The organism is Pseudomonas sp. 05N432 (assembly GCF_056396945.1).
On record NZ_JBFTMM010000009.1, the window covers coordinates 195,044 to 216,078 of the forward strand.

23 protein-coding genes are annotated in these 21,035 nt (G+C 60.0%); 14 read left to right on the top strand and 9 right to left on the bottom strand.

The features are described 5' to 3' along the window. Positions 1-442 precede the first annotated feature (442 nt). Together AC1DHT_RS12215 and AC1DHT_RS12220 are read left to right on the top strand one after the other, a co-directional pair. Complete coding sequence (locus AC1DHT_RS12215) at positions 443-580, top strand: hypothetical protein (RefSeq protein ID WP_054596264.1); 138 nt, start codon at positions 443-445, stop codon at positions 578-580. Between the two features lie 67 nt (positions 581-647). Then, the gene (locus tag AC1DHT_RS12220) at positions 648-1,610 is read left to right on the top strand and encodes a M29 family metallopeptidase (protein WP_427539155.1); all 963 of its coding nucleotides are present in this window, start codon (positions 648-650) and stop codon (positions 1,608-1,610) included. Between the two features lie 201 nt (positions 1,611-1,811). Here the strand turns inward: AC1DHT_RS12220 and rluB are convergent, their stop codons facing one another. The 5 genes from rluB to AC1DHT_RS12245 form a co-directional block, all read right to left on the bottom strand. Further along, positions 1,812-3,095: a 23S rRNA pseudouridine(2605) synthase RluB gene (rluB, locus tag AC1DHT_RS12225; protein ID WP_123583961.1), complete on the bottom strand. Its 1,284-nt coding sequence runs from the start codon at positions 3,093-3,095 to the stop codon at positions 1,812-1,814. Between the two features lie 300 nt (positions 3,096-3,395). Then, a complete protein-coding gene (scpB, locus tag AC1DHT_RS12230; RefSeq protein ID WP_427539160.1) occupies positions 3,396-4,382 on the bottom strand; it encodes an SMC-Scp complex subunit ScpB in 987 nt (328 codons plus the stop codon). A 12-nt stretch (positions 4,383-4,394) separates the two neighbouring features. Continuing rightward, on the bottom strand, positions 4,395-5,093 hold the full coding sequence (locus AC1DHT_RS12235) for a segregation and condensation protein A (RefSeq protein WP_427539219.1): 699 nt from the start codon (positions 5,091-5,093) through the stop codon (positions 4,395-4,397). A gap of 120 nt (positions 5,094-5,213) precedes the next feature. Beyond that, positions 5,214-5,843, bottom strand: coding sequence for an L-threonylcarbamoyladenylate synthase (locus tag AC1DHT_RS12240; RefSeq protein WP_427529859.1), 630 nt, complete (start codon positions 5,841-5,843; stop codon positions 5,214-5,216). 13 nt (positions 5,844-5,856) lie between these two features. Then, complete coding sequence (locus AC1DHT_RS12245) at positions 5,857-6,720, bottom strand: PHP domain-containing protein (RefSeq protein ID WP_054596259.1); 864 nt, start codon at positions 6,718-6,720, stop codon at positions 5,857-5,859. Between the two features lie 87 nt (positions 6,721-6,807). Between AC1DHT_RS12245 and AC1DHT_RS12250 the strand changes: the two genes are divergently transcribed. The 6 genes from AC1DHT_RS12250 (at position 6,808) to AC1DHT_RS12275 (ending at position 11,078) form a co-directional block, all read left to right on the top strand. Then, on the top strand, positions 6,808-7,404 hold the full coding sequence (locus AC1DHT_RS12250) for a septation protein A (RefSeq protein WP_427539163.1): 597 nt from the start codon (positions 6,808-6,810) through the stop codon (positions 7,402-7,404). A 1-nt stretch (position 7,405) separates the two neighbouring features. Beyond that, the gene (locus AC1DHT_RS12255) at positions 7,406-7,705 is read left to right on the top strand and encodes a YciI family protein (RefSeq protein WP_054596257.1); all 300 of its coding nucleotides are present in this window, start codon (positions 7,406-7,408) and stop codon (positions 7,703-7,705) included. A gap of 108 nt (positions 7,706-7,813) precedes the next feature. Further along, positions 7,814-8,224, top strand: coding sequence for an SH3 domain-containing protein (locus tag AC1DHT_RS12260; RefSeq protein WP_054596256.1), 411 nt, complete (start codon positions 7,814-7,816; stop codon positions 8,222-8,224). Positions 8,225-8,231: 7 nt separating this feature from the next. Beyond that, the gene (locus AC1DHT_RS12265; RefSeq protein WP_019692426.1) at positions 8,232-8,909 is read left to right on the top strand and encodes a response regulator transcription factor; all 678 of its coding nucleotides are present in this window, start codon (positions 8,232-8,234) and stop codon (positions 8,907-8,909) included. Positions 8,910-9,217: 308 nt separating this feature from the next. Beyond that, entirely contained in the window at positions 9,218-9,658 is a 441-nt protein-coding gene (locus AC1DHT_RS12270) for a Spy/CpxP family protein refolding chaperone (RefSeq protein ID WP_123583953.1), read from the top strand. Positions 9,659-9,725: 67 nt separating this feature from the next. Beyond that, positions 9,726-11,078, top strand: a complete 1,353-nt coding sequence (locus tag AC1DHT_RS12275) for a sensor histidine kinase (protein ID WP_427539167.1) — start codon at positions 9,726-9,728, stop codon at positions 11,076-11,078. Between the two features lie 128 nt (positions 11,079-11,206). Here the strand turns inward: AC1DHT_RS12275 and AC1DHT_RS12280 are convergent, their stop codons facing one another. Beyond that, entirely contained in the window at positions 11,207-11,773 is a 567-nt protein-coding gene (locus AC1DHT_RS12280) for an NAD(P)H nitroreductase (protein ID WP_427539170.1), read from the bottom strand. A 120-nt stretch (positions 11,774-11,893) separates the two neighbouring features. Here AC1DHT_RS12280 and AC1DHT_RS12285 point away from each other — a divergent pair, with 120 nt between their 5' ends. Further along, on the top strand, positions 11,894-13,348 hold the full coding sequence (locus AC1DHT_RS12285) for a TrkH family potassium uptake protein (protein WP_427539173.1): 1,455 nt from the start codon (positions 11,894-11,896) through the stop codon (positions 13,346-13,348). Here the strand turns inward: AC1DHT_RS12285 and AC1DHT_RS12290 are convergent. Further along, positions 13,305-14,366, bottom strand: coding sequence for an AraC family transcriptional regulator (locus AC1DHT_RS12290; RefSeq protein WP_427539176.1), 1,062 nt, complete (start codon positions 14,364-14,366; stop codon positions 13,305-13,307). The genes AC1DHT_RS12285 and AC1DHT_RS12290 overlap by 44 nt on opposite strands. Positions 14,367-14,525: 159 nt before the next feature. On the opposite strand from AC1DHT_RS12290, the gene AC1DHT_RS12295 reads away from it, so the two are divergent. Together AC1DHT_RS12295 and AC1DHT_RS12300 are read left to right on the top strand one after the other, a co-directional pair. Beyond that, entirely contained in the window at positions 14,526-14,837 is a 312-nt protein-coding gene (locus tag AC1DHT_RS12295; RefSeq protein ID WP_427539179.1) for an Mpo1-like protein, read from the top strand. Positions 14,838-14,936: 99 nt separating this feature from the next. After that, the gene (locus AC1DHT_RS12300; protein WP_427539182.1) at positions 14,937-15,527 is read left to right on the top strand and encodes an HD domain-containing protein; all 591 of its coding nucleotides are present in this window, start codon (positions 14,937-14,939) and stop codon (positions 15,525-15,527) included. A 230-nt stretch (positions 15,528-15,757) separates the two neighbouring features. Here the strand turns inward: AC1DHT_RS12300 and AC1DHT_RS12305 are convergent, their stop codons facing one another. After that, the gene (locus tag AC1DHT_RS12305; RefSeq protein ID WP_427539185.1) at positions 15,758-16,573 is read right to left on the bottom strand and encodes a UDP-2,3-diacylglucosamine diphosphatase; all 816 of its coding nucleotides are present in this window, start codon (positions 16,571-16,573) and stop codon (positions 15,758-15,760) included. Between the two features lie 134 nt (positions 16,574-16,707). On the opposite strand from AC1DHT_RS12305, the gene AC1DHT_RS12310 reads away from it, so the two are divergent. Then, positions 16,708-17,466, top strand: a complete 759-nt coding sequence (locus AC1DHT_RS12310; protein ID WP_427539188.1) for a helix-turn-helix transcriptional regulator — start codon at positions 16,708-16,710, stop codon at positions 17,464-17,466. 91 nt (positions 17,467-17,557) lie between these two features. Then, positions 17,558-18,451 carry a DMT family transporter gene (locus AC1DHT_RS12315; RefSeq protein ID WP_477761366.1) on the top strand — a complete coding sequence of 298 codons (894 nt, stop codon included), beginning with the start codon at positions 17,558-17,560 and terminating at the stop codon, positions 18,449-18,451. Here AC1DHT_RS12315 and AC1DHT_RS12320 read toward each other — a convergent pair. Beyond that, complete coding sequence (locus AC1DHT_RS12320) at positions 18,445-18,732, bottom strand: Rdx family protein (protein ID WP_427539194.1); 288 nt, start codon at positions 18,730-18,732, stop codon at positions 18,445-18,447. The two genes, AC1DHT_RS12315 and AC1DHT_RS12320, sit on opposite strands and share 7 nt — an antisense overlap. 70 nt (positions 18,733-18,802) lie before the next feature. Here AC1DHT_RS12320 and AC1DHT_RS12325 point away from each other — a divergent pair, with 70 nt between their 5' ends. Continuing rightward, positions 18,803-20,992, top strand: a complete 2,190-nt coding sequence (locus AC1DHT_RS12325) for a patatin-like phospholipase family protein (protein ID WP_427539197.1) — start codon at positions 18,803-18,805, stop codon at positions 20,990-20,992. The last annotated feature ends 43 nt before the right edge of the window (positions 20,993-21,035 follow it).

Here is a 21,035-nt window from a genome sequence, read left to right on the forward strand (position 1 = left end):
CAAGCGGACCAGACCCCTGCAAACCACACTACCGAGCGCCAATCGGAAGCTTTTCCTTACAACCCTCACATCAACCCGAATCCATGGCGCAGAACGCGGCTTTTCGTAAATCTTCCTTTACGAGGCGTAACGTATTTTTTCCACAACAGATCTTTCTGAAGGTCGCCTGCAAATTGACGGCAGCCCCATTCCTACCGATGAAACCAAGTTAGTATTTTGTTTTTTATTGAAAAAACAGACACCGAAAAACGGAATAAAAATTTCATAAAAGTCGAATTTAAATTTTAAATTGTATTTTAAAAACTACTGAACTAGGTTTCCAACCACTTGCCAGACCGTGAAGTCCCGCAAGTAAGCGGCAACTTTTTTCAGTCGCCATGATTTATTCATGCACTGAAAACAGCACCGCCATTCAACCTTAAAGCTATCAGGGAGATTCACTATGCAAGCAATGAATAAAGACCTGGAAACCGAACTGCAACTGGACGAGTGGTTTGAAGCGCCGACTCACGACGCAGCTGTTGAAATGATGCAAGCCGACGCGGTCGTTCCGTTCGGCACGGCGATGTGGCCTTTGTAAGAAATCCAGGCAGGTACGCGCCGGCCGGTCGTACCTGCCACTATTCGCTGACTGTCAGGGAGGATTCATGGATAGACTCCGCGCCATTTCGCATTTCCTTTACTACCTCGAACACCACCCTGCCCTCGTTGGCGTACGTCCGGCCAAGGTCTTGCTTGGACATACGCAACCTTACGAAGCATTGACCGGCGCGATCATCGAGCAAGCGTCCAACGAGCCATTTCACTTCAGTGCCATGCGCCTGGACCTCGAACCAACCCAAACCCTGGCGCAGGCGATTGCCGACTGCGATCTGTACATTTTCTTCTATGACTCGTCGACCTTGCCCAACCCGCGTCCGGACGGCCCCGACTTTGTTCGCGCCCTGCAAAGCGTCATGGCCGACCACTGGAAGAAGTCGCTGCTGTTCAAGGATTACGGCGATTACTTCTACGACACCTTCAGCGTCACACCACGACGTATCGCCGGGCTCAACAGCCATCTGATCCAGCGCATGTCCCAGGCCACCACCCTGAGCTTCAGTGATCGCCATGGCTCTTACTTCGAAACACCGCTGAGCAGCATCAAGAAGTGGACCAATATCAACGGCGTCGGCAACTTCGACCTGGCGCCCGGCGAGATTGCCACCCACAGCGAAGCCATCAATGGCCAGGTAAAGTTCGTCGGCACCTTCCTCGGCACCATTCCCTTCGCCCGCAAATATGGTGTGCTCGAATCACCGCTGGAGTTGTGGATCGAGAACTCGACCATCAGCCGAATCGCCACGCAAGTGCCGGGGCTGGAACATGACTTCAACAAATACCTGGATGCCAACCCGTCCAACCGACGCATCGAGGAGTTGGGGATCGGCACCAATGAGGGCGTCAAGGACCTGTATGCCCGCAACGCCGGCTTCGAAGAGCGCCATTGCGGCCTCCACCTGGGGTTGGGCGGTGGCGCCAAGGGCAGCCATCACCTGGACCTGATCTTCGCCAGTGGTGTGTTGGCACTGGATGACAAGCCCGTGTTTGATGGGCGGTTTGTGTTCTAGTCCTGAAGATGGTGGGGCAGCTACTGACCTCATCGCGAGCAGGCTCGCTCCCACATTTGAGCGCATTTATCTGAACGATCTCGTTCACCTGTGGGAGCGAGCCTGCTCGCGATGACAGACTCAAAAACACTGCATCACTAAAGCCGAGGCAAAAAAAAACGCCAACCCGGGGGTAGGCGTTTTTTATGGAGCGCTTACCGATTATTCCGGCTTGCGACGACCAAAGCCAGGACGCTGGCCGGAACCGGCCGGTGCGCCGCGACGCTTGCCCGATGGCGCATCACGGTCGACCAGGACGATGCCCGGGCGCTTTTTCGGCGCAGGCTTGGCCGGGCGCTTGGTGTCGGACGGACGGTCTGCCACTGGCGTACCGCGACCCGACTCACCACGACCTGCCGGCGCACCGCGATCACTGCGACCACCGGCTGGAGCACCGCGGCCTTCGCCACGTTCAGTGCGACCGTTGGCCGGACGCGGAGTGCGTGGACCGCGCTCGCCATCCTGACGTGGTGCAGGCTTGCGAGCCGGACGCTCGCCTTCGATCTGCGGCTCGCGCGCTGGACGCGGGCCAGCAGCCGCTGGAGCGCCGGTCGCTGGACGCAGGGTCCGCACGCGCTCGCTCTTGCCGACCGGGCGCGACGACTTGCGCTGCATACGCTCAAGCTTGTCTTTGCTCTTGGCGTTCATTTGCGGCATGGCCACCGGGGTCAAACCGACTTCAGCACTCAGTACGTCGACTTCGTACTGGCTCATTTCGCGCCAGCGGCCCATCGGCAGGTCAGAGTTGAGGAACACCGGACCGAAACGCACGCGCTTCAGACGGCTGACCACCAGCCCCTGGGATTCCCACAGACGTCGAACTTCACGGTTACGACCTTCCATCACCACGCAGTGGTACCAGTGGTTGAAACCTTCGCCACCTGGCGCCTGCTTGATGTCGGTGAACTTCGCCGGGCCGTCTTCGAGAACGACACCAGCCTTCAGGCGCTCGATCATTTCGTCGTCGACTTCACCCCGTACACGTACCGCGTACTCGCGGTCCATTTCGTAGGAAGGGTGCATCAGGCGGTTGGCCAGCTCACCGTCGGTGGTGAACATCAGCAAACCGGTGGTGTTGATGTCCAGACGACCGATGTTGATCCAGCGGCCTTCTTTGGGTTTCGGCATTTTGTCGAACACGGTCGGACGGCCTTCCGGGTCGTCACGGGTGCAGATTTCGCCGTCGGGTTTGTTGTACATGATCACGCGGCGGACCGATTCGGCCGCTTCTTCACGCTTGATCACCTTGCCATCGATGGTGATGGCGTCGTGCAGGTCGACTCGCAGGCCAAGGGTGGCATCTTTGCCGTTGACCTTGATCCGGCCATGACTGATCCAGGCTTCTACGTCGCGGCGCGAGCCGACGCCGATACGGGCGAGGACTTTCTGCAGTTTTTCGCCTGCTGGGCCGATTTCCTGGTCGTCTTTCTGGTCGTTGATACTCATCTGGGCACCTCCCGGTGTGGTCTGTTCAGGCCTGGCCTGAAGATTTGAAATCTGGTCTTTGGGCGAAAGGATCGCCGAAGGGTCGCGAATCATACGCGCATGACGCCGCTCGCGCATCAGAGACTAGCGGATAAACGGTCGGTTAATTGTTTTTCCGCTGACCGGTGGTACGGAGTCAGATCAATCACAACACTGAACTACTGTGGGAGCGAGCCTGCTCGCGATAGCGGAGTGTCAGTCGACATCAATGTTGTCTGATACACCGCTATCGCGAGCAGGCTCGCTCCCACAGGGTTTGTGTCAGTCGTCGAATTGGCGGCGTTCGTTCTCGATCGCTTCGGCGAGGGCCTGGGCTTCGGCTTCTTCTTCGCTCAGTTCGGGTTCTGGCTTGGGCTGCTCCAGTGCAGCGACGGCTGCGAGGAGTTTCTCGCGAGCTTCGGCAACGCCCAGGACGTCGTCTTCAGCCTCATCCTCAACTTCTTCAGTTTCGGCCTCGGCCTGGTGCTCGGCCTCTACCGCCACCTCTACAGGCGTATCAACGGGCGATTGCGGCTCGCTGTCGCTGACCGCGCCGTCACGCAGCAAGTCGTCGAAATCGGTCTTGATCCCCTCTTCCATCGAGTCCAGTTCCAGCAACAAGGTATGGAAACTGGTCTCGTCTTTCGGTTCTTCCGGCTCGGCGCTGGCATCGGCCAGTTCTTGCAGGCTCTGCGGCACCGGTGCGTCGTCGAACTCGAGCATCGGTTCGGGCTCCAGCTCGCGCAGTTCGGCCAACGGTGGCAGGTCGTCGAGGTTCTTCAGGTTGAAATGATCGAGAAACGCCTTGGTGGTGGCGAACATCGCCGGCTTGCCCGGTACGTCGCGATAACCGACGATCCTGATCCACTCACGCTCCAGCAGGGTCTTGACGATGTGGCTGTTGACCGCCACGCCGCGTACATCCTCGATCTCGCCACGGGTGATCGGCTGGCGATAGGCGATCAACGCCATGGTCTCCAGCATCGCCCGGGAATAGCGCTGCGGGCGCTCTTCCCACAGACGTCCGACCCAAGGCGCGAACTTCTCGCGAATTTGCAGACGGTAGCCAGAGGCGACTTCCTTCAGCTCAAAAGCCCGACCGTCGCAGGATTTCGCGAGAATCGCCAAGGCCTTCTTGAAGACCGGCGGCTCCGGGCGCTCGCCCTCTTCGAAGAGCTCGAACAGGCGTTCCATCGACTGCGGCTTTCCCGAGGCCAACAGAAAGGCTTCAAGCAGTGGCGCCAGCTCGCGGGGTTCACTCAGATTCATTGATTTTGCTCGTTATTCGGCTCGCGCCCGCACATGGATAGCCGCATACGGCTCATTCTGCACCAGCTCGACCAAGGATTCCTTGACCAGTTCGAGGATCGCCATGAATGTCACGACCACACCCAAGCGTCCTTCTTCAGCGGTGAACAGCTCGACAAACGGCACAAAGCCGCCGCCCTTGAGCCGTTCCAGCACATCGCTCATGCGCTCGCGCGTTGACAATGCCTCGCGGCTGACCTGATGGCTTTCGAACATATCGCCACGGCGCAGCACCTCGGCCATGGACATCAGCAACTCTTCCAGACTCACGTCCGGCAGTAACTTGCGCGCCATCGCCTGCGGGGCATCGAGCTTGGGCACCACTACATCGCGGCCGACCCGGCTGAGGCCATCGATGCCTTCAGCGGCTGCCTTGAAGCGTTCGTACTCCTGCAAGCGACGGATCAGCTCAGCGCGCGGATCGTCCTCTTCCTCTTCGATCTCGGCCGAGCGCGGCAGCAGCATCCGCGACTTGATCTCGGCGAGCATCGCCGCCATCACCAGGTACTCGGCGGCCAGTTCCAGGCGCACCGACTGCATCAACTCGACATAGCCCATGTACTGCCGGGTAATTTCCGCCACCGGAATGTCGAGGATGTTGATGTTCTGCTTGCGGATCAGGTACAGCAGCAAGTCGAGCGGGCCTTCGAAGGCCTCAAGGAAGACTTCCAGCGCGTCCGGCGGAATGTACAGGTCCAGCGGCATTTCCATGACCGCCTGGCCATAGACCATGGCGAACGGCAGCTCTTGCTGTGCCCCGGCCTGGCTATCGACGGGCTCTACTGCGGACATCTAGGCCTCAACCGTAAACGGCGCGGGGTCACCGCAACCGACGCGAATCACTTCTGGCTCGCCGTCGGCCAGGTTGATCACCGTGGAGGCTTTGATACCGCCAAAACCGCCGTCGATGATCAGGTCGACCTGATGCTCAAGCAACTGACGCATTTCATACGGATCACTCAACGGGTCGGTGTCGCCGGGCATGATCAGGGTCACGCTCATCAGCGGCTCGCCCAGCTCTGCGAGCAGCGCCAGGGCAATCGGATGGCTTGGCACCCGCAGGCCGATGGTGCGCTTCTTCGGGTGCAGCAGCAGACGCGGCACTTCGCGGGTGGCGTTGAGAATGAACGTGTACGGCCCCGGCAAGTGGGCCTTGAGCAAACGGAAGGTGCCGGTGTCGATCTTGGCGAACAGCCCCAACTGTGACAAGTCGCTGCAAATCAGCGCGAAATTGTGCTTTTCATCCAGCTGACGCAGCCGACGCACGCGCTCCACAGCAGTCTTGTCGCCGATCTGGCAACCAATGGCGTAGGACGAGTCAGTAGGATAAATCACTACCCCGCCATTGCGGATGATCTCGACAGCCTGTTTGATCAGGCGCGCTTGCGGGTTTTCCGGATGAATCTGGAAAAATTGACTCACATTGTCTACCTGTTCAGACGGCAATAACGGCTGGGTCATGTTTGAACCGACACCAAAGTGGTGGCAGGTCCTCCGGGAGTGGGCGGTACTCGCCGATCTCGGACCAGCCTCCGGGTCCATGGAAATCACTGCCGGCACTGACCAGCAGACCGAACTCACGCGCAAGAATAGCCAGGCTGCCAACCTGCTCGGCCGGCTGATGGCCATTGACCACCTCGATTGCGTGGCCGCCTGCTTGAATATAGTCGGCAATCAGGCGACGGCGTTTGCTTCGGGTGAAATCATAGTGCCAAGGGTGCGCCAGACTGACCCATGCCCCGGCAGCGCGCAGGGTTTCGACGGTTTCTTCCAGGGTCGGCCAGTGCTGCTTGACGTCCCCCAGCTTGCCGGCGCCCAGCCACTTGCGGAAGGCTTCGGCACGGTCCTTGACGAAGCCTGCACGGACCAGATAGTCGGCAAAGTGCGGTCGGGCCGGCGCATTGCCACTGTCACCGAGCTCCTGCTGGATAGCCCGCGCACCTTCCAGCGCGCCCGGCATGCCCTTGAGTTCGAGCTTGCGGCTGATTTCTTCGGACCTCAGCCAGCGCCCGTCACGCAATTTGGCAATCGCCTCGACCAGCGCCGGGGCATTGACGTCGAACCCGTAACCGAGCACATGAATGGTCGCGCCCCCCCAGGTACAGGACAATTCGACGCCGTTGATCAGTTGCATCCCCAGCGCAACCGCAGCGCTGCGGGCCTCGTCGAGGCCTTCAAGGGTGTCGTGATCGGTCAAGGCCAGGACTCGCACGCCTTTCTCGAACGCACGCGCAACCAGTACCGCAGGCGCCAGGGCGCCATCGGAGGCCGTGCTATGGCAGTGCAAATCAACATTCACAGGACTGTGTAACCTCAAATCAGCTGGCGCTTTCGCGACTCAATATGTTTGTTATTATGCCGCCACATCCTGCTTCTGGCTGCCACTGTGAAACAATTCATCGACTTCATCCCGCTTCTGCTGTTTTTCATCGTCTTCAAAATCGATCCACGAGTCGTCGACATCGCCGGTTATCCACTGACCGTAGGCGGCATTTACAGCGCCACTGCGATGCTGATCACCAGCTCCCTGGTGGTCTACGGCACGCTGTTCATCAAACAGCGCAAGCTGGAGAAGAGCCAGTGGCTGACCCTCATTGCCTGCCTGGTCTTCGGTAGCCTGACCCTGGCTTTCCACAGCGAAACCTTCCTTAAATGGAAAGCGCCGGTGGTCAACTGGCTGTTCGCCCTGGCCTTTATCGGCAGCCACTTCATCGGCGACCAGTTGCTGATCAAACGCATCATGGGCCACGCGCTGACCCTGCCGGACCTGGTCTGGACCCGCTTGAACATCGCCTGGATCGGCTTTTTCCTGTTTTGCGGCGCGGCCAACCTGTTCGTTGCGTTCACCTTCCAGGACTATTGGGTCGATTTCAAAGTCTTCGGCAGCCTGGGCATGACCCTGCTGTTCCTGGTCGGCCAGGGCATTTACCTGTCCCGCCACCTGCACGACGCCGACACTTCTACGCCAAAAACCGAGGACTGACATGCTTTACGCAATTATTGCTACAGACGTCGCCAACTCCCTGGAAAACCGCCTGGCTGCGCGCCCTGCCCACATCGAGCGGCTGCAACAGCTCAAGGCCGAGGGCCGCGTGGTCCTGGCAGGCCCGCACCCTGCCATCGACAGCAATGATCCGGGCGCAGCAGGTTTCACCGGCAGCCTGATCGTCGCCGAGTTCGCCTCCCTCGAAGCCGCCAAGGCCTGGGCCGACGCCGACCCGTATATCGCGGCAGGCGTCTACGCCAACGTTCTGGTCAAACCGTTCAAGCAAGTCCTGCCATAACCCAGCCTCTGCGCGATGAACCTTCGGTTCATCGCGTGTTCAATTGCTCATTATTCTCGTTCAACGGCCGACAACCTGCCCAACACTCGATTGGAATCAGGAGTTTCGATGCGCCAAGGTCCGCTGTGTCTGCTGTTGGTCACGTTATCAATCGGGGCCTTCGCCCACGCCGAAGAGCACTCGGACTCAGGCTATTCAACGCCGCTGTCGTTAAGCGCCGGAAGCCAGATCACCGAATTGCAACAGCGCTTGAAAGAGAGCGAGCGACAACGAGAAGAGCTGAACAAACAACTGCAAAATGCCGATAACGAACGCGAAAGCGCTTTGCTGGGCCGGTTACGCCAAGAGAATCAGCGCCTCAAGCTGCAACTCAAGGAAGCCCAGGCAAACCCGCTGCCGCGCCTGCTGACCGATCAACAGCAGTGGTTCGTCACAGGCGCGGGGGTAGCGCTATTGGCCCTGCTCTGCGGTATCTTCGCCAGTGGTGGACGTAGAACACGTCGGCAATGGCTAAATTGAGTGAGTCATGAGCGAGCTGTTACTAATTGATGATGATCAGGAGCTGTGTGAGCTCCTGAGCAGTTGGCTGAGCCAGGAAGGTTTTGTTGTGCGCGCTTGCCACGACGGTCTGAGTGCGCGCCGCGCCCTGGCCGAATCTGCGCCGGCAGCAGTGGTGCTGGACGTGATGCTGCCCGACGGCAGCGGTCTGGAGCTGCTCAAGCAATTGCGCAATGACCACCCGGACCTGCCGGTGGTGATGCTCTCGGCCCGTGGCGAGCCGCTGGACCGGATCCTCGGGCTGGAACTGGGCGCCGACGATTACCTGGCCAAGCCTTGTGATCCCCGAGAGCTGACCGCGCGCCTGCGGGCGGTGCTGCGACGCAGTCATCCGGCAGCGGTGTCCAGCCAGATGGAACTCGGCGACCTGTGCTTCAGCCCGGTCCGTGGCGTGGTCAGCATCGACGAACAGGAGTTCACCCTGACCGTCTCTGAAAGTCGCCTGCTCGAAGCCCTGCTCAAGCAACCCGGCGAACCGCTGGACAAGCAAGAGCTGGCGCAGATCGCCCTCGGGCGCAAGCTGACCCTGTACGACCGCAGCCTCGACATGCACGTCAGCAACCTGCGCAAAAAAATCGGCCCACACCCCGACGGCCGCCCGCGCATCGTTGCCCTGCGCAGCCGCGGTTATTACTACAGCCTCTGAACCCAACACGGCCCTGTAGCAGCTGGCGAGCCCGCGAGCCTGCGTTCGGCTCGGTCCGCGCTCGGGCGAAGCAGTCGTAAACCCTATCGACTCGGTCTACCTGAAGCACTGCGGTGTCTGATTTCACGACCGCTACGCGGCCGAACGCAGGCTCGCGAGCTCGCCAGCTGCTACAAGGGATCTGTATTGTCAGGAAGGCACAAAACCGTCTTTACCCAAGCTTTACGCTCCGCTGACCGCCGCTGACCTTGATCTGCGTAATCTGTACTCATCCGGAACACACCGGGAACGAGACAAGGAGACACACCATGCGCAAGACCCTTATCGCTTTGATGTTCGCCGCTGCACTGCCAACCATTGCCATGGCTGCACCAGAAGGCCAAGGTCCGATGGGTCCAATGGATGGCCACGGATACAGCGAGCACATGCACGGCGGCAAAGGCATGTACAGAGAGTTGAACCTCAGCCACGAACAACGCGAACAGATTCGCAAACTGATCGGCGAGCAGATGCATGCGCGTAAAGAGTTGGTCGAGCAGTACCTGCAAAAACTCTCGCCAGCCGATCAGCAGGCCATGAAAGACCAAATGGCGGCCGGCCGCCAGAAAACCGAGCAGGACATACGTGCCCTTCTCAAGCCGGACCAACAGCAGAAGTTCGATGCTATCCAAAAAAAGCGGGCCGAACGCAAAGCCGAATGGGAGCAGTTCCAGGCCTGGAAAGCCCAACAACCGAAAAAAACGCAATAATGCTCTAGCGTTTCCCCCCAGCCCAATGGTCAATCGCCATTGGGCTTTCTTTGTTTGAGGACTTACCGTGCGTTCATTGTTCTGGCGCATCCTTGCCAGCTTCTGGCTGGCCATCGCTCTGGTTGCAGGGTTATCGATCCTGCTCGGGCACATGTTGAACCAGGACGCCTGGATTCTCAGTCGCCACCCGGGCCTCAATACCCTGGCGCAGGAATGGACGCAACTCTACGAAGAAAAAGGCGAGGACGCGGCACAGGCCTTGCTCGAACAACGCAAACGGCGTTACCACATCGATGTTCAGGTACTGAACGAAGGTGGTGACCCGGTGGTGCGCGGGACCTTTCCTCGCCGCGCGGCAGCCCTGGAAGCACGGCAGAACGACAACCCCGACGACAGCGGCCGCCACCTGCCCTGGCGGCGTCTGACGGTCGAGTACACCAGCCCGAAAACCGCCGAAACTTACTTGCTGATCTACCGAATTCCGCATCCAGAGCTCAACGCCTGGCACCGCAACAGCCTGCTTTGGCCCCTCAGTGCGCTGTCGATTGCCCTGGTGGTGCTGACGCTGTTCAGCCTGCTGGTGACGCTGTCCATCACCCGCCCGTTGAGCCGTCTGCGCGGTGCGGTGCACGACCTCGGTCAGACGACCTATCAGCAAAACAGCCTGGCGCGGCTGGCCAATCGGCGTGACGAGTTTGGCGTGCTGGCCAATGACTTCAACCGCATGGGCTCACGCCTGCAAAGCCTGATCGGCAGCCAGCGGCAACTGCTGCGCGACGTGTCTCACGAGCTGCGTTCACCCTTGGCCCGGTTGCGTATCGCCCTGGCCCTCGCGGAACGGGCCGGCCCCGAGGAACGCGAAAAGCTCTGGCCACGACTGACCCGCGAATGTGATCGCCTGGAAGCACTGATCAGTGAAATTCTGGTGCTGGCACGGGTCGACGCCGACAACGCGAGTGCCGAAGAGATTGACCTCAATGGACTACTCAATACAGTGCAAAAAGACGCTCAGCTTGGCGCTCCGGAGCAAAGCATACGTATCGAAGCCGAACCGCAATTAAGCCTCAAGGGCTGGCCGACCATGATCGAGCGGGCACTGGACAACCTGTTGCGCAACGCCCAACGCTTCAATCCGGCAGGACAACCGATTGAAGTGCTGGCATTGCGTCAGGGAGACCGGATTGTGATCAGCGTGCGCGACCATGGCCCCGGTGTAGAAGCCGAGCATTTGAACCAACTGGGGGAGCCGTTTTTTCGGGCGCCCGGGCAGACAGCCGCCGGACATGGCCTGGGGCTGGCCATCGCCCGGCGTGCGGCGGAGCGCCACGGCGGTAGCCTGATTCTGGCCAATCACCCGGAAGGCGGATTCATTGCCAGCCTGGAGTTGCCATTAGAACCCGGCGCGACCGTACAACCCTAAAAACCTGTGGGAGCGAGCCTGCTCGCGATAGCGGCCTGACAGTCACATCTATGTTGAATGTGCCGGCTTATCGTCGGATCGCCGCCCGGAGCCGGCTCGCTCCCACATTAAATCAATCTGCCAATGATTCAGGGCTTGGCAGGCCAGGCGCCGACAAACTCGGCGAGATCGACTTTCCCGGCCACCCGCGGTTCGTTCTGCGGCGTGCCCAGGTAAAGGAATGCAATCACTTCTTCACCTTCGGCCAGGCCCAACCCCTGGGCCACATGCGCCGAATAGACCAGTTCGCCGGTACGCCACACTGCGCCGATCCCCTGAGCGTAAGCCGCCAGCAAGATAGCGTGTGCCGCACAACCTGCCGCCAGCAACTGCTCGGACTTTGGCACTTTGACGTGGTCTTGAACGCGCGCCACTACAACGACCACCAACGGCGCACGCAGCGGGCCGTTGCGCGCCTTGTCCACCAGGGCCTGAGGCACATCGGCGTCTTGCAGGCGTGCAGCCTCAGCCAGTATCTCGCCCAATTGCTCGCGCGCCGCGCCTTCGACCGTCAGGAAACGCCACGGCTGCAAATGCCCGTGATCCGGCGCGCGCATGGCTGCGGAAAACAACACTTCCCGTTGTGCAGCAGTGGGCGCCGGGTCGAGCAAACGCGGAACGGATACACGGTTGAGCAAAGCGTCGAGAGCCTGCATCGGCCACCTCCTGAAAAAAATGTCTGGCTATTCTAGCGGCAACTGCCGCCGGGGTGCCGGTTTACATGCCCTGCCTCGCAGGTAGAATGGCGCCCTTCCCTATCAGCCCGAGCGGACCTCATGGCGTTGCCGACCTTACGGATTATTGGTTTCATCATCGGCATCTTCCTGATCACCCTGGCCATCAGCATGGTTGTGCCGATGGCAACCCTGCTGATTTACGACCGCACCAGCGACCTGCCGTCGTTCCTCTGGGCCAGCACGATTACCTTTGTCGCCGGTCTGGCGCTGGTCATCCCCGGGCGACCCGAGCATATACACCTGCGCCCGCGGGACATGTACCTGCTCACCGTGTCGAGCTGGGTAGTGGTCTGCATATTCGCGGCATTGCCGTTCCTGCTGACTCAGCGCATCAGTTACACCGACTCGTTTTTCGAAAGCATGTCGGGCATCACCGCCACCGGTTCTACTGTGCTCAGCGGCCTGGACAGCATGTCTCCGGGGATCCTGATGTGGCGTTCGTTACTGCACTGGCTGGGTGGTATCGGCTTTATCGGCATGGCGGTCGCGATTCTGCCACTGCTACGCATCGGCGGCATGCGGCTGTTTCAGACCGAATCGTCGGACCGTTCCGAAAAAGTCATGCCGCGTTCGCACATGGTGGCCCGGCTGATCGTCGCCGCCTACGTCGGCATCACCATCCTCGGCAGCCTGGCGTTCTGGTGGGCGGGCATGAGCCCGTTCGATGCGGTTAACCATGCGATGTCGGCAATATCCACCGGCGGCTTCTCCACCTCCGACCAGTCCCTGGCCAAGTGGACGCAACCGGCCGTGCACTGGGTCGCGGTAGTAATCATGATTCTCGGCAGCCTGCCATTTACCTTGTACGTGGCGACCTTGCGCGGCAATCGGCGGGCGTTGATCAAGGATCAGCAAGTGCAGGGATTGCTCGGCATGCTGCTGGTGACCTGGCTGGTACTTGGCACCTGGTATTGGTGGACCACCGACCTGCATTGGCTGGACGCACTGCGCCATGTCGCGCTGAACGTCACCTCGGTGGTCACCACCACCGGTTTTGCGCTGGGGGACTACAGCTTGTGGGGAAACTTCTCACTGATGCTGTTCTTCTACCTGGGCTTTGTCGGTGGTTGCTCGGGGTCGACCGCTGGCGGGATCAAGATCTTCCGTTTCCAGGTGGCCTTTATCCTGCTCAAGGCCAACCTCAATCAACTGATCCACCCGCGTGCGGTGATCAAGCAGAAGTACAACGGTCATCGTCTCGACGAAGAAATCGTGCGCTCGATCCTGACGTTTTCGTTCTTCTTTGCGATCACCATTTGCGCCATCGCCCTGGCGCTGTCGCTGCTGGGCGTGGACTGGATGACAGCCTTGACCGGCGCCGCCAGCACGGTTTCCGGAGTGGGTCCGGGACTGGGTGAAACCATCGGACCGTCCGGTAACTTCGCCAGCCTGCCCGACGCCGCCAAGTGGATTCTGTCCCTCGGCATGTTGCTCGGGCGACTGGAGATCATCACCGTGTTTGTACTGTGCATCCCGGCATTTTGGCGTCACTGAGTGCTTTGGGCACGTCCATCAACCGCATCCGGTATTCGCCGGGTGTGGTATCGAACCAGCGCCGAAAAGCCCGGAAGAAATTGCTCGGATCGGCGAACCCCAACAGGTAGGCAATTTCCAGCAGGGTCATGTTCGGTTGCGCCAGGTACTGCTCGGCCAACTCACGGCGCGTGTCGTCGAGCAGCGTCTGAAAACTCGTGCCCTCTTCCTGCAGGCGTCGCTGCAAGGTGCGCTGGGACAAGTGCAGGGTTTGCGCCACCGTGTCGCGCTTGGGCTCGCCTTGCGGCAGCAGGCGACAGAGCACTTGCCGTGCCTTGTGGGTGACCCGGCTTTCAGAAAACCGCGCCAGGTATTCGCCGGCAAACCGGTCATGCAACAACGCCATGGCCTCGTTGGCAGTCGGCAACGGCGTGTCCATGTCTGCTTGTTCGAAAATCAGTGCGTCATAAGGCGCGCTGAACTCCAGCGGTGCATGAAAGGCTTTTTTATAGGGTTCGAGGTCTTTGGGTTGATCGCCCTGCATCAGCACTTTGCGTGGCTGCAAGGTGCGCCCGGTCAGCCAGCCACACAGGCTCAGCGCGCAGGCTAGCGATGCTTCGGCACTTTGTCGGGTGGGTGGCAGATGGTCGCCATGCACCGTCAGAATCAGTGCATAACCTTCGGGTAACAGGCGAAAACTCAGGTCGGCGCTTTCAGCAATGATCCGCTGATAACGCACCAGGCGCTGAAAGCCTTCCGCCAGGGTCTGGCTGGACATCAACGCATAACCGACCACATGAAACGATGCCGGGCGGACCAACTTGCCCATGTTCAGACCGATCGCCGGGTTGCCGGACAGCTCTACCGCGCGCTGCCAGAGCCGTGTCATCGAATCTTGAGGAAAGCGCGCATCCGGATCATCCAGCGCCGCATAGTCGAGCCCCAACTGTGTGAACAAGACCCGGCAATCCAGGCCGTCCATCTCCAGTGCCTTGACAATCCCCATCGCCCAGCTTGCAGAAGTCGTTCGTTCGCTCATGGCGTTTTCTTACTTGATGTGCGCGTATCACGGCCAATTTCAGAAGGATACTAAAGTGGCGCCCAAGGTCACTGGCTGTTGCCACTGATGACTCTAGACTTAAATAAGCTGCCCGCAGAACATCCGCTCAGCAGCGCAATAACCACAGAGATCGCAGTCGTGGAAAACATCAAACGTTTCAGCAGCTTCGCCGAGTTTTACCCGTATTACCTCAGCGAACACAGCAACAGTATCTGCCGACGCCTGCACTTTGTCGGCACCAGCCTGGTGATTTTCATCCTGGCCTTCGCTATCGGCAAAGGTGCCTGGCTATTTTTGCTGGCCCTGCCCCTGGCCGGCTACAGCTTCGCCTGGGTCGGACACTTTTTCTTTGAAAAGAACCGGCCGGCGACATTCCAGCATCCGCTTTACAGCCTGCTCGGCGACTTCGTCATGTATCGCGACATGATCCTCGGCAAAGTGCCTTTCTAGGCTCGCCGGGCCATCAAGCCGTCCCACATGGCCAGTGCAGCATTGGATCCAAGCTCTACACTGCACGACGTCCCTTCGAAAACAATAAGAGGATAGCTGATGAATGCGCACGCCCGTTTCACCCATATGAAGGAAGGTACGCAGGAAGACTGGGCGATCATCGCCGCAGACTTCAGTGCCTACGCCAAACAACTACCGACACGGATTGTGGCGCACCTGAAACTACTGGAGGGTGATTTTGGCGGTTTCCCGGTCGATCGGCTGACCCACTCACTGCAAACCGCCACCCGTGCCTGGCGCGATGGCCGGGATGAGGAATACGTGGTGTGTGCGCTGCTCCACGACATTGGCGATACCCTTGGCTCCTACAACCACCCGGACATTGCGGCGGCGATCCTCAAGCCTTTCGTCAGCCCTGAAAACCTGTGGATGGTAGAAAAGCACGGGATTTTCCAGGGCTATTACTTCTTCCATTACCTGGGCATGGACCGGCACCTGCGCGAGCAATTTCGCGAACACCCGCAGTACCGGCAAACCATCGAGTTCTGCGCCAGGTATGACGCTGCGGCCTTTGATCCGGACTACGAGAGCCTGCCGCTGAGTTTTTTCGAACCGATGATGGAACGCCTGTTTGCCCGACCGAAAAATTCGATCTACATGGCAGCGATGGAAGAACACGCACCGGTCTGAATCTCCTCGGAACCGGTTTGGGTATCCATACAACGCTGAAATACGCCGCAGGACTACTTCCGTAGCAGCTGCCGAGCCTGCGAGGCTGCGTTCGGCTGCGAAGCAGTCGTTGAGTCAGGTAACCCGCGTATACAGGAATTGCGAGGACTACGTCCTCCAACACAGCCTCGCAGGCTCGGCAGCTGCTACTGTCGCAACAGGTCCAGACCTGACAGCAAACACTTCGCGACTTACGCCGGTTCTGCAACCTTCACAGCCTTGAGCTGTGCCTCTCGCGCCTGTGCATCCGCCAACCGATACAACTCGATCGAGCCATCCCAATGCTCGATCAAGGCCGTGCACGACTCTACCCAATCTCCGCAATTGAGGTAGTCCACCTCGCCGACCTTGCGGATTTCCGCATGGTGGATGTGCCCGCAAACCACCCCGTGCAGCTCGCGTTTGACACACTCGTGGGCGATGGCCTCTTCGAAGTCGCTAATGAAGCTGACCGCGGTTTTGACTTTGTGCTTGAGGTACGCCGACAACGACCAGTAACCGTAGCCGTAGCGAGCACGCCAGTGATTGAGCCAGCGGTTGAGGGTCAGGGTGAACTCGTAGGCCGAGTCGCCAAGAAACGCCAGCCAGCGGTGATAACGGGTGATCACATCGAACTGATCGCCGTGAATCACCAACAGGTGCCGGCCATCCGCGGTGACGTGGACCGCCTCGTCCACCAGTTGAATATTGCCCAGGATCAGCTTCGAATAACGCCGCAGAAACTCATCGTGGTTGCCGGTGACGTAAATCACCTCGGTGCCGCGCTTGCTCATGGTCAGCAAACGGCGAATGACGTTGGTGTGAGCCTGCGGCCAGTACATGCCGCTGCGCAGCTTCCAGCCATCGATGATGTCGCCGACCAGATAGATCTTGTCAGCCTGATAGCCCTTGAGAAACTGCGACAAATGCTCGGCCTGGCAATCCCGGGTGCCGAGGTGCACATCGGAAATCCACAAGGTACGCACGCGTTGTTTAAGGCTGGGTTTGGCACGTTCGGCGCTGGTCATGGACAACCTCTGCGGGATTTTCCGCAAGCTTGCACCGCAGCGATTAATAGCCCATGACACAAATACGGCAGTCTGATGACAGCCCGAACCCAGGCGCGGCCGGTGTAGACTGCGAGTCTGCCCAGGAGACTGCGATGAGACCGATCCTCACGCTACGCCAGTACACCCACGACCTGATCGTCCACAGCCATGACCACGCGCAACTGGTGTTCGGTCTATCGGGTGCGCTCGACTTCGAGGTCGGCGGTCATGGCAGCCAGGTGGTGCAGCAGAGTTTTGTAGTCGTACCGTCAGGCGCTCATCACGCTTGCGGCAGCCCGAATGGCAGCCGCTGCCTGGTGCTCGATGTGCCGAGCGATCAATGGGTTTCGCAATCATTGGGCGAGCATGCCGAGGCCAGTCGGCGCTTGCTCGACAACCCCGGACGCTTGCCGCTGGATGCCGGGCAAAGCCAGCTGGTGAGCTGGCTGGCGAGCAGCCCGGTCGCAGACCCGCTGATCGCCCAGCAAGGCGCCGTGTTGTTGCTCGCCAGCCTCAACAACGCCGCGCCGAGCAGCATCGCCGGGCGCCGCCTGCCTTACGCCGCGCTCAATGCGCACATCGACCAATACGCCGCCTATCCGCTGCAAGTCGCCGATCTGGCGCGCGTCGCCGGGCTGTCCAGCGCACGTCTGCACGCACGCTTTGTCGCTGAATGCGGACAGACGCCGATGGATTACATCCGCAGTCGCCGCCTGCACATCGCGGTGAAGTTGCTGCGTGAATCCGCGCTGCCCATCGGCGAAGTGGCCTGCCGTGTCGGCTATGGCTCACAGAGCGCATTCGCCGCAGCGGTAATGCGCGAGTTCGGCGCCTCGCCGGGCACGCTGCGTCGTACAGCGAACAAGCGCTAGGCTGGCGATAAAAAACGCGAGTCTGACGACAGACAGATCAGGCCGTCACGCGGTTCAATGTCGTCATTGTTTCTATGGATTAAGGATTGAAATGACTCCGCGTACCGCCCTTGGCGCCCTGCATATCGGCGCATTGATGTTTGGCCTGACGGGTGTGTTCGGCAAACTCGCCGCGGCCTCCCCTGCCATCATTGTCTTTGGCCGTGCGGCATTCGCAGTGATCGCGCTGGCATTCTTTGCCCGTTTCGCCAGCAACACCGGCTGGCAGAAACTCGAAGCGGTGGACTGGCGTCGCCTGTTGCTCAGCGGTCTGTTGCTGGCCGGGCATTGGGTAAGCTTTTTCATTGCAGTGAAAGTCGCCGGCGTGGCGATTGCGACCCTGGGCTTTGCCAGTTTCCCGGCGTTCACAGTGATCCTCGAAGGCCTGATCTTCCGCGAGCGAATCCGTGCCAATGAAATACTCCTAGTGACGCTGGTGAGCGTCGGCCTGGTGTTGGTTACCCCGGATTTCGACMTCGCCAGTGAAGCCACCAGCGGCCTGCTCTGGGCCGTGGGCTCGGGCCTACTGTTCGCCTTGCTGTCGCTGACCAACCGTGCCAGCTCCGGGCGGATACCCGCCGTGCAGGCAGCGCTGTGTCAGAACGTAGTGGTCGCACTCTGTCTGCTGCCGGTGGCGGCACCAGGCTTGAGTGAGGTGCGCGCCATCGACTGGCTATGGATCGGTCTGCTCGGGGTGTTCTGCACCGGCGTCGCCCACAGCCTGTTCGTTGCCAGCCTGGCGGTGATCAAGGCCCGTACCGCCGCGGTGGTGTTTGCACTGGAGCCGGTTTATGGCATCACCGTCGCCTGGCTGCTGTTCGATGAGAATCCGACACTGCGGATGTTGATTGGCGGTGCGCTGATCATCATCGCGATCGTGGTGTCCAGCAGCCTGTCTGGCAGCTCAAGCAAGAAAAACGTGGCGGCCGAAGCAGCGTCTCACTGAGTTCTGTCGTTGTGGCCCAAATCGCGATCCGGGTCGATCTGATCGCGAACCCGCTGCTTGAGCACCTTGGCTTCCGGGAAGCCACCCTCGGCCTTGCGCTCCCATATCTGCACGCCGTCGCAGGTAATGAAAAACACCCCGCCGGTTCCCGGCACCAGAGAAACTTTACCCAGGTCGTCACCGAAGGTACTGAGCAGCTCCTGGGCCAGCCAGGCGGCGCGCAACAGCCACTGGCATTGCGTGCAGTAAGTGATGACGACTTCCGGTTTGTGTGTGGTCATGGCGTGCTGGACTCCTGAGCTCGATGGCGCCGCTATAATAGCCGCCTTTGCCGCTCGCCCGAGACTCCCGATGCGCCGTCTGCTGTCCTGCCTGTTGCTGTGTGTGCTCCCATTGTTCGCGTATGCCGCTGAAACACCCCGACCGAAAGTCGGACTGGTGCTGTCGGGGGGCGCGGCGCGTGGGCTGGCGCATATTGGTGTGCTCAAGGCGCTGGAAGAGCAAGGCATCAAGATTGATGCGATTGCCGGCACCAGCATGGGTGCGGTCATTGGCGGGTTGTACGCCTCGGGCTACAAGATCGACGAACTGGAAAAGCTCGCGTTGGGCATCGACTGGCAACAGGCCCTGTCCGATGCGCCGCAACGTGCTGACGTGCCGTTCCGACGCAAACAAGACGACCGCGACTTCCTGGTCAAGCAGAAACTGAGCTTTCGCGACGACGGCAGCCTCGGCCTGCCGCTGGGAGTCATTCAGGGGCAGAACCTGGCGTTGTTGCTCGAAAGCCTGCTCGCTCACGCCAGTGACACCCGGGATTTCGACAAACTGCCGATCCCTTTCCGCGCCGTCGCAACCGACATTGCCAGCGGCGAAAAAGTGGTCTTCAGCAAAGGCCACCTGCCCCAGGTGATCCGCGCCAGCATGTCGATCCCCGCCGTGTTCGCCCCGGTCGAACTCAATGGCCGGCTGCTGGTGGACGGCGGCATGACCGACAACATTCCGTTGGACGTGGCCCGCGAGATGGGCGTCGACGTCGCCATCGTGGTCGATATCGGCACCCCGTTACGCAGCCGTAAACAACTGACAACCGTGGTCGACGTGCTGAACCAGTCAATCACCCTCATGACTCGCCGCAATTCCCAGGAGCAGCTCGCGGAGCTGCGCAAGGACGATGTGCTGATCCAGCCGCCACTGGCCAGTTTCGGTGCCACCGATTTCGGCAAGGCCCAGGAAATGATCGATGCCGGTTATCGCGCCACCCGTATCCTCGATGCCCGGCTGGCACGCCTGCGTCCCGCCGAGCCGGTGGACGGTGAACTGACCGCCGCTCGCGCTCCCGGTCAGCGCACGCCGATCATCACTGCGATCAAGGTCGAAAATGACTCGAAGATCGGCGACGACGTGATCCGCTACTACATTCGCCAGATCATCGGCGAACCGCTGGACCTGGAGCGTTTGCAGACCGACATGGGCACCCTGTACGGCCTGGACTACTTCGAACAGGTGCAGTACCGCGTGGTCCACAAAGGCCAGAACCACACGCTGGTGATCAGTGCTCGCGGCAAACGCAGCGGTACCGACTACCTGCGCCTTGGGTTGAACCTGTCTGACGATATGCGCGGTGACAGCGCCTTCAACATTGGCGCCAGTTACCGAATGAACGCCATCAACCGCCTCGGTGCGGAATGGCTGACACGAGCGCAGATTGGTGATCGGCAGGAACTCTACACCGAGTTCTACCAGCCACTGGACGTCGGCTCTCGCTACTTTGTCGCACCGTATGCGGCGTTCGAATCGCGGAACGTCGAGGCCATCCTGGACAACGACCCGGTGGCCGAATATCGCCTTGAGCGTTATGGCTTCGGTTTGAATGTCGGGCGACAAATCGGCAACAGCGGCGAAATCCGTTTCGGTATCGGTGAGGCGTGGGGCAAGGCAAACGTGCGGATTGGTGACCAAAGCCTGCCCAGCGAAAGCTTCAGCGAGGGGTTTTACCAGCTCAAGTATTCGTTCGACTCGCTGGACAATGTGTACTTCCCTCATACGGGCGAAGACATTGGCCTGGCATTCCGCGAATTCGAACCGACGCTGGGTTCAGACAAACGCTACCGTCAATGGGAATTCAAACTGGACAAGGCACTGAGCAGCGGCCCGGACACCTTCATCCTTGGCGGTCGCTACGGGCGCACCCTGGATCAGACCGACGTGGTGACCTCGAGCTTCGTGCTCGGAGGGGCGCGACAACTGTCGGGCTTCCGGCAGGACTCGATTTCCGGCCAGAACATCAGCCTGGCCCGCGCGGTGTATTACCGTCGCCTGACGCCGCGGGCTTATCTGCCGCTGGACTTCCCGCTGTACATCGGAGCGTCGCTGGAACGTGGCCGCGCCTGGAACAACGACAACGAATTCGACAGCGGCTACATCAACGCTGCCAGTGTATTCCTCGGTTTCGACACGCCTTTGGGGCCGCTGAACTTCAGCTATGGCTTCAATGACGACGATCAGAGAGCGATTTACCTGAACCTTGGGCAGACGTTCTGATCGCAGGTATGGCGCAAATTGATGGCTGCGCAAGACCTGTAGG

Coding starts and splice junctions, on each gene's coding strand:
- AC1DHT_RS12215 (WP_054596264.1), top strand. CDS start 443: ATGCAAGCAATGAATAAAGACCTGGAAACCGAACTGCAACTGGACGAG.
- AC1DHT_RS12220 (WP_427539155.1), top strand. CDS start 648: ATGGATAGACTCCGCGCCATTTCGCATTTCCTTTACTACCTCGAACAC.
- rluB (WP_123583961.1), bottom strand. CDS start 3,095: ATGAGTATCAACGACCAGAAAGACGACCAGGAAATCGGCCCAGCAGGC.
- scpB (WP_427539160.1), bottom strand. CDS start 4,382: ATGAATCTGAGTGAACCCCGCGAGCTGGCGCCACTGCTTGAAGCCTTT.
- AC1DHT_RS12255 (WP_054596257.1), top strand. CDS start 7,406: ATGCTTTACGCAATTATTGCTACAGACGTCGCCAACTCCCTGGAAAAC.
- AC1DHT_RS12260 (WP_054596256.1), top strand. CDS start 7,814: ATGCGCCAAGGTCCGCTGTGTCTGCTGTTGGTCACGTTATCAATCGGG.
- AC1DHT_RS12265 (WP_019692426.1), top strand. CDS start 8,232: ATGAGCGAGCTGTTACTAATTGATGATGATCAGGAGCTGTGTGAGCTC.
- AC1DHT_RS12270 (WP_123583953.1), top strand. CDS start 9,218: ATGCGCAAGACCCTTATCGCTTTGATGTTCGCCGCTGCACTGCCAACC.
- AC1DHT_RS12280 (WP_427539170.1), bottom strand. CDS start 11,773: ATGCAGGCTCTCGACGCTTTGCTCAACCGTGTATCCGTTCCGCGTTTG.
- AC1DHT_RS12285 (WP_427539173.1), top strand. CDS start 11,894: ATGGCGTTGCCGACCTTACGGATTATTGGTTTCATCATCGGCATCTTC.
- AC1DHT_RS12290 (WP_427539176.1), bottom strand. CDS start 14,366: ATGAGCGAACGAACGACTTCTGCAAGCTGGGCGATGGGGATTGTCAAG.
- AC1DHT_RS12300 (WP_427539182.1), top strand. CDS start 14,937: ATGAATGCGCACGCCCGTTTCACCCATATGAAGGAAGGTACGCAGGAA.
- AC1DHT_RS12305 (WP_427539185.1), bottom strand. CDS start 16,573: ATGACCAGCGCCGAACGTGCCAAACCCAGCCTTAAACAACGCGTGCGT.
- AC1DHT_RS12310 (WP_427539188.1), top strand. CDS start 16,708: ATGAGACCGATCCTCACGCTACGCCAGTACACCCACGACCTGATCGTC.
- AC1DHT_RS12320 (WP_427539194.1), bottom strand. CDS start 18,732: ATGACCACACACAAACCGGAAGTCGTCATCACTTACTGCACGCAATGC.
- AC1DHT_RS12325 (WP_427539197.1), top strand. CDS start 18,803: ATGCGCCGTCTGCTGTCCTGCCTGTTGCTGTGTGTGCTCCCATTGTTC.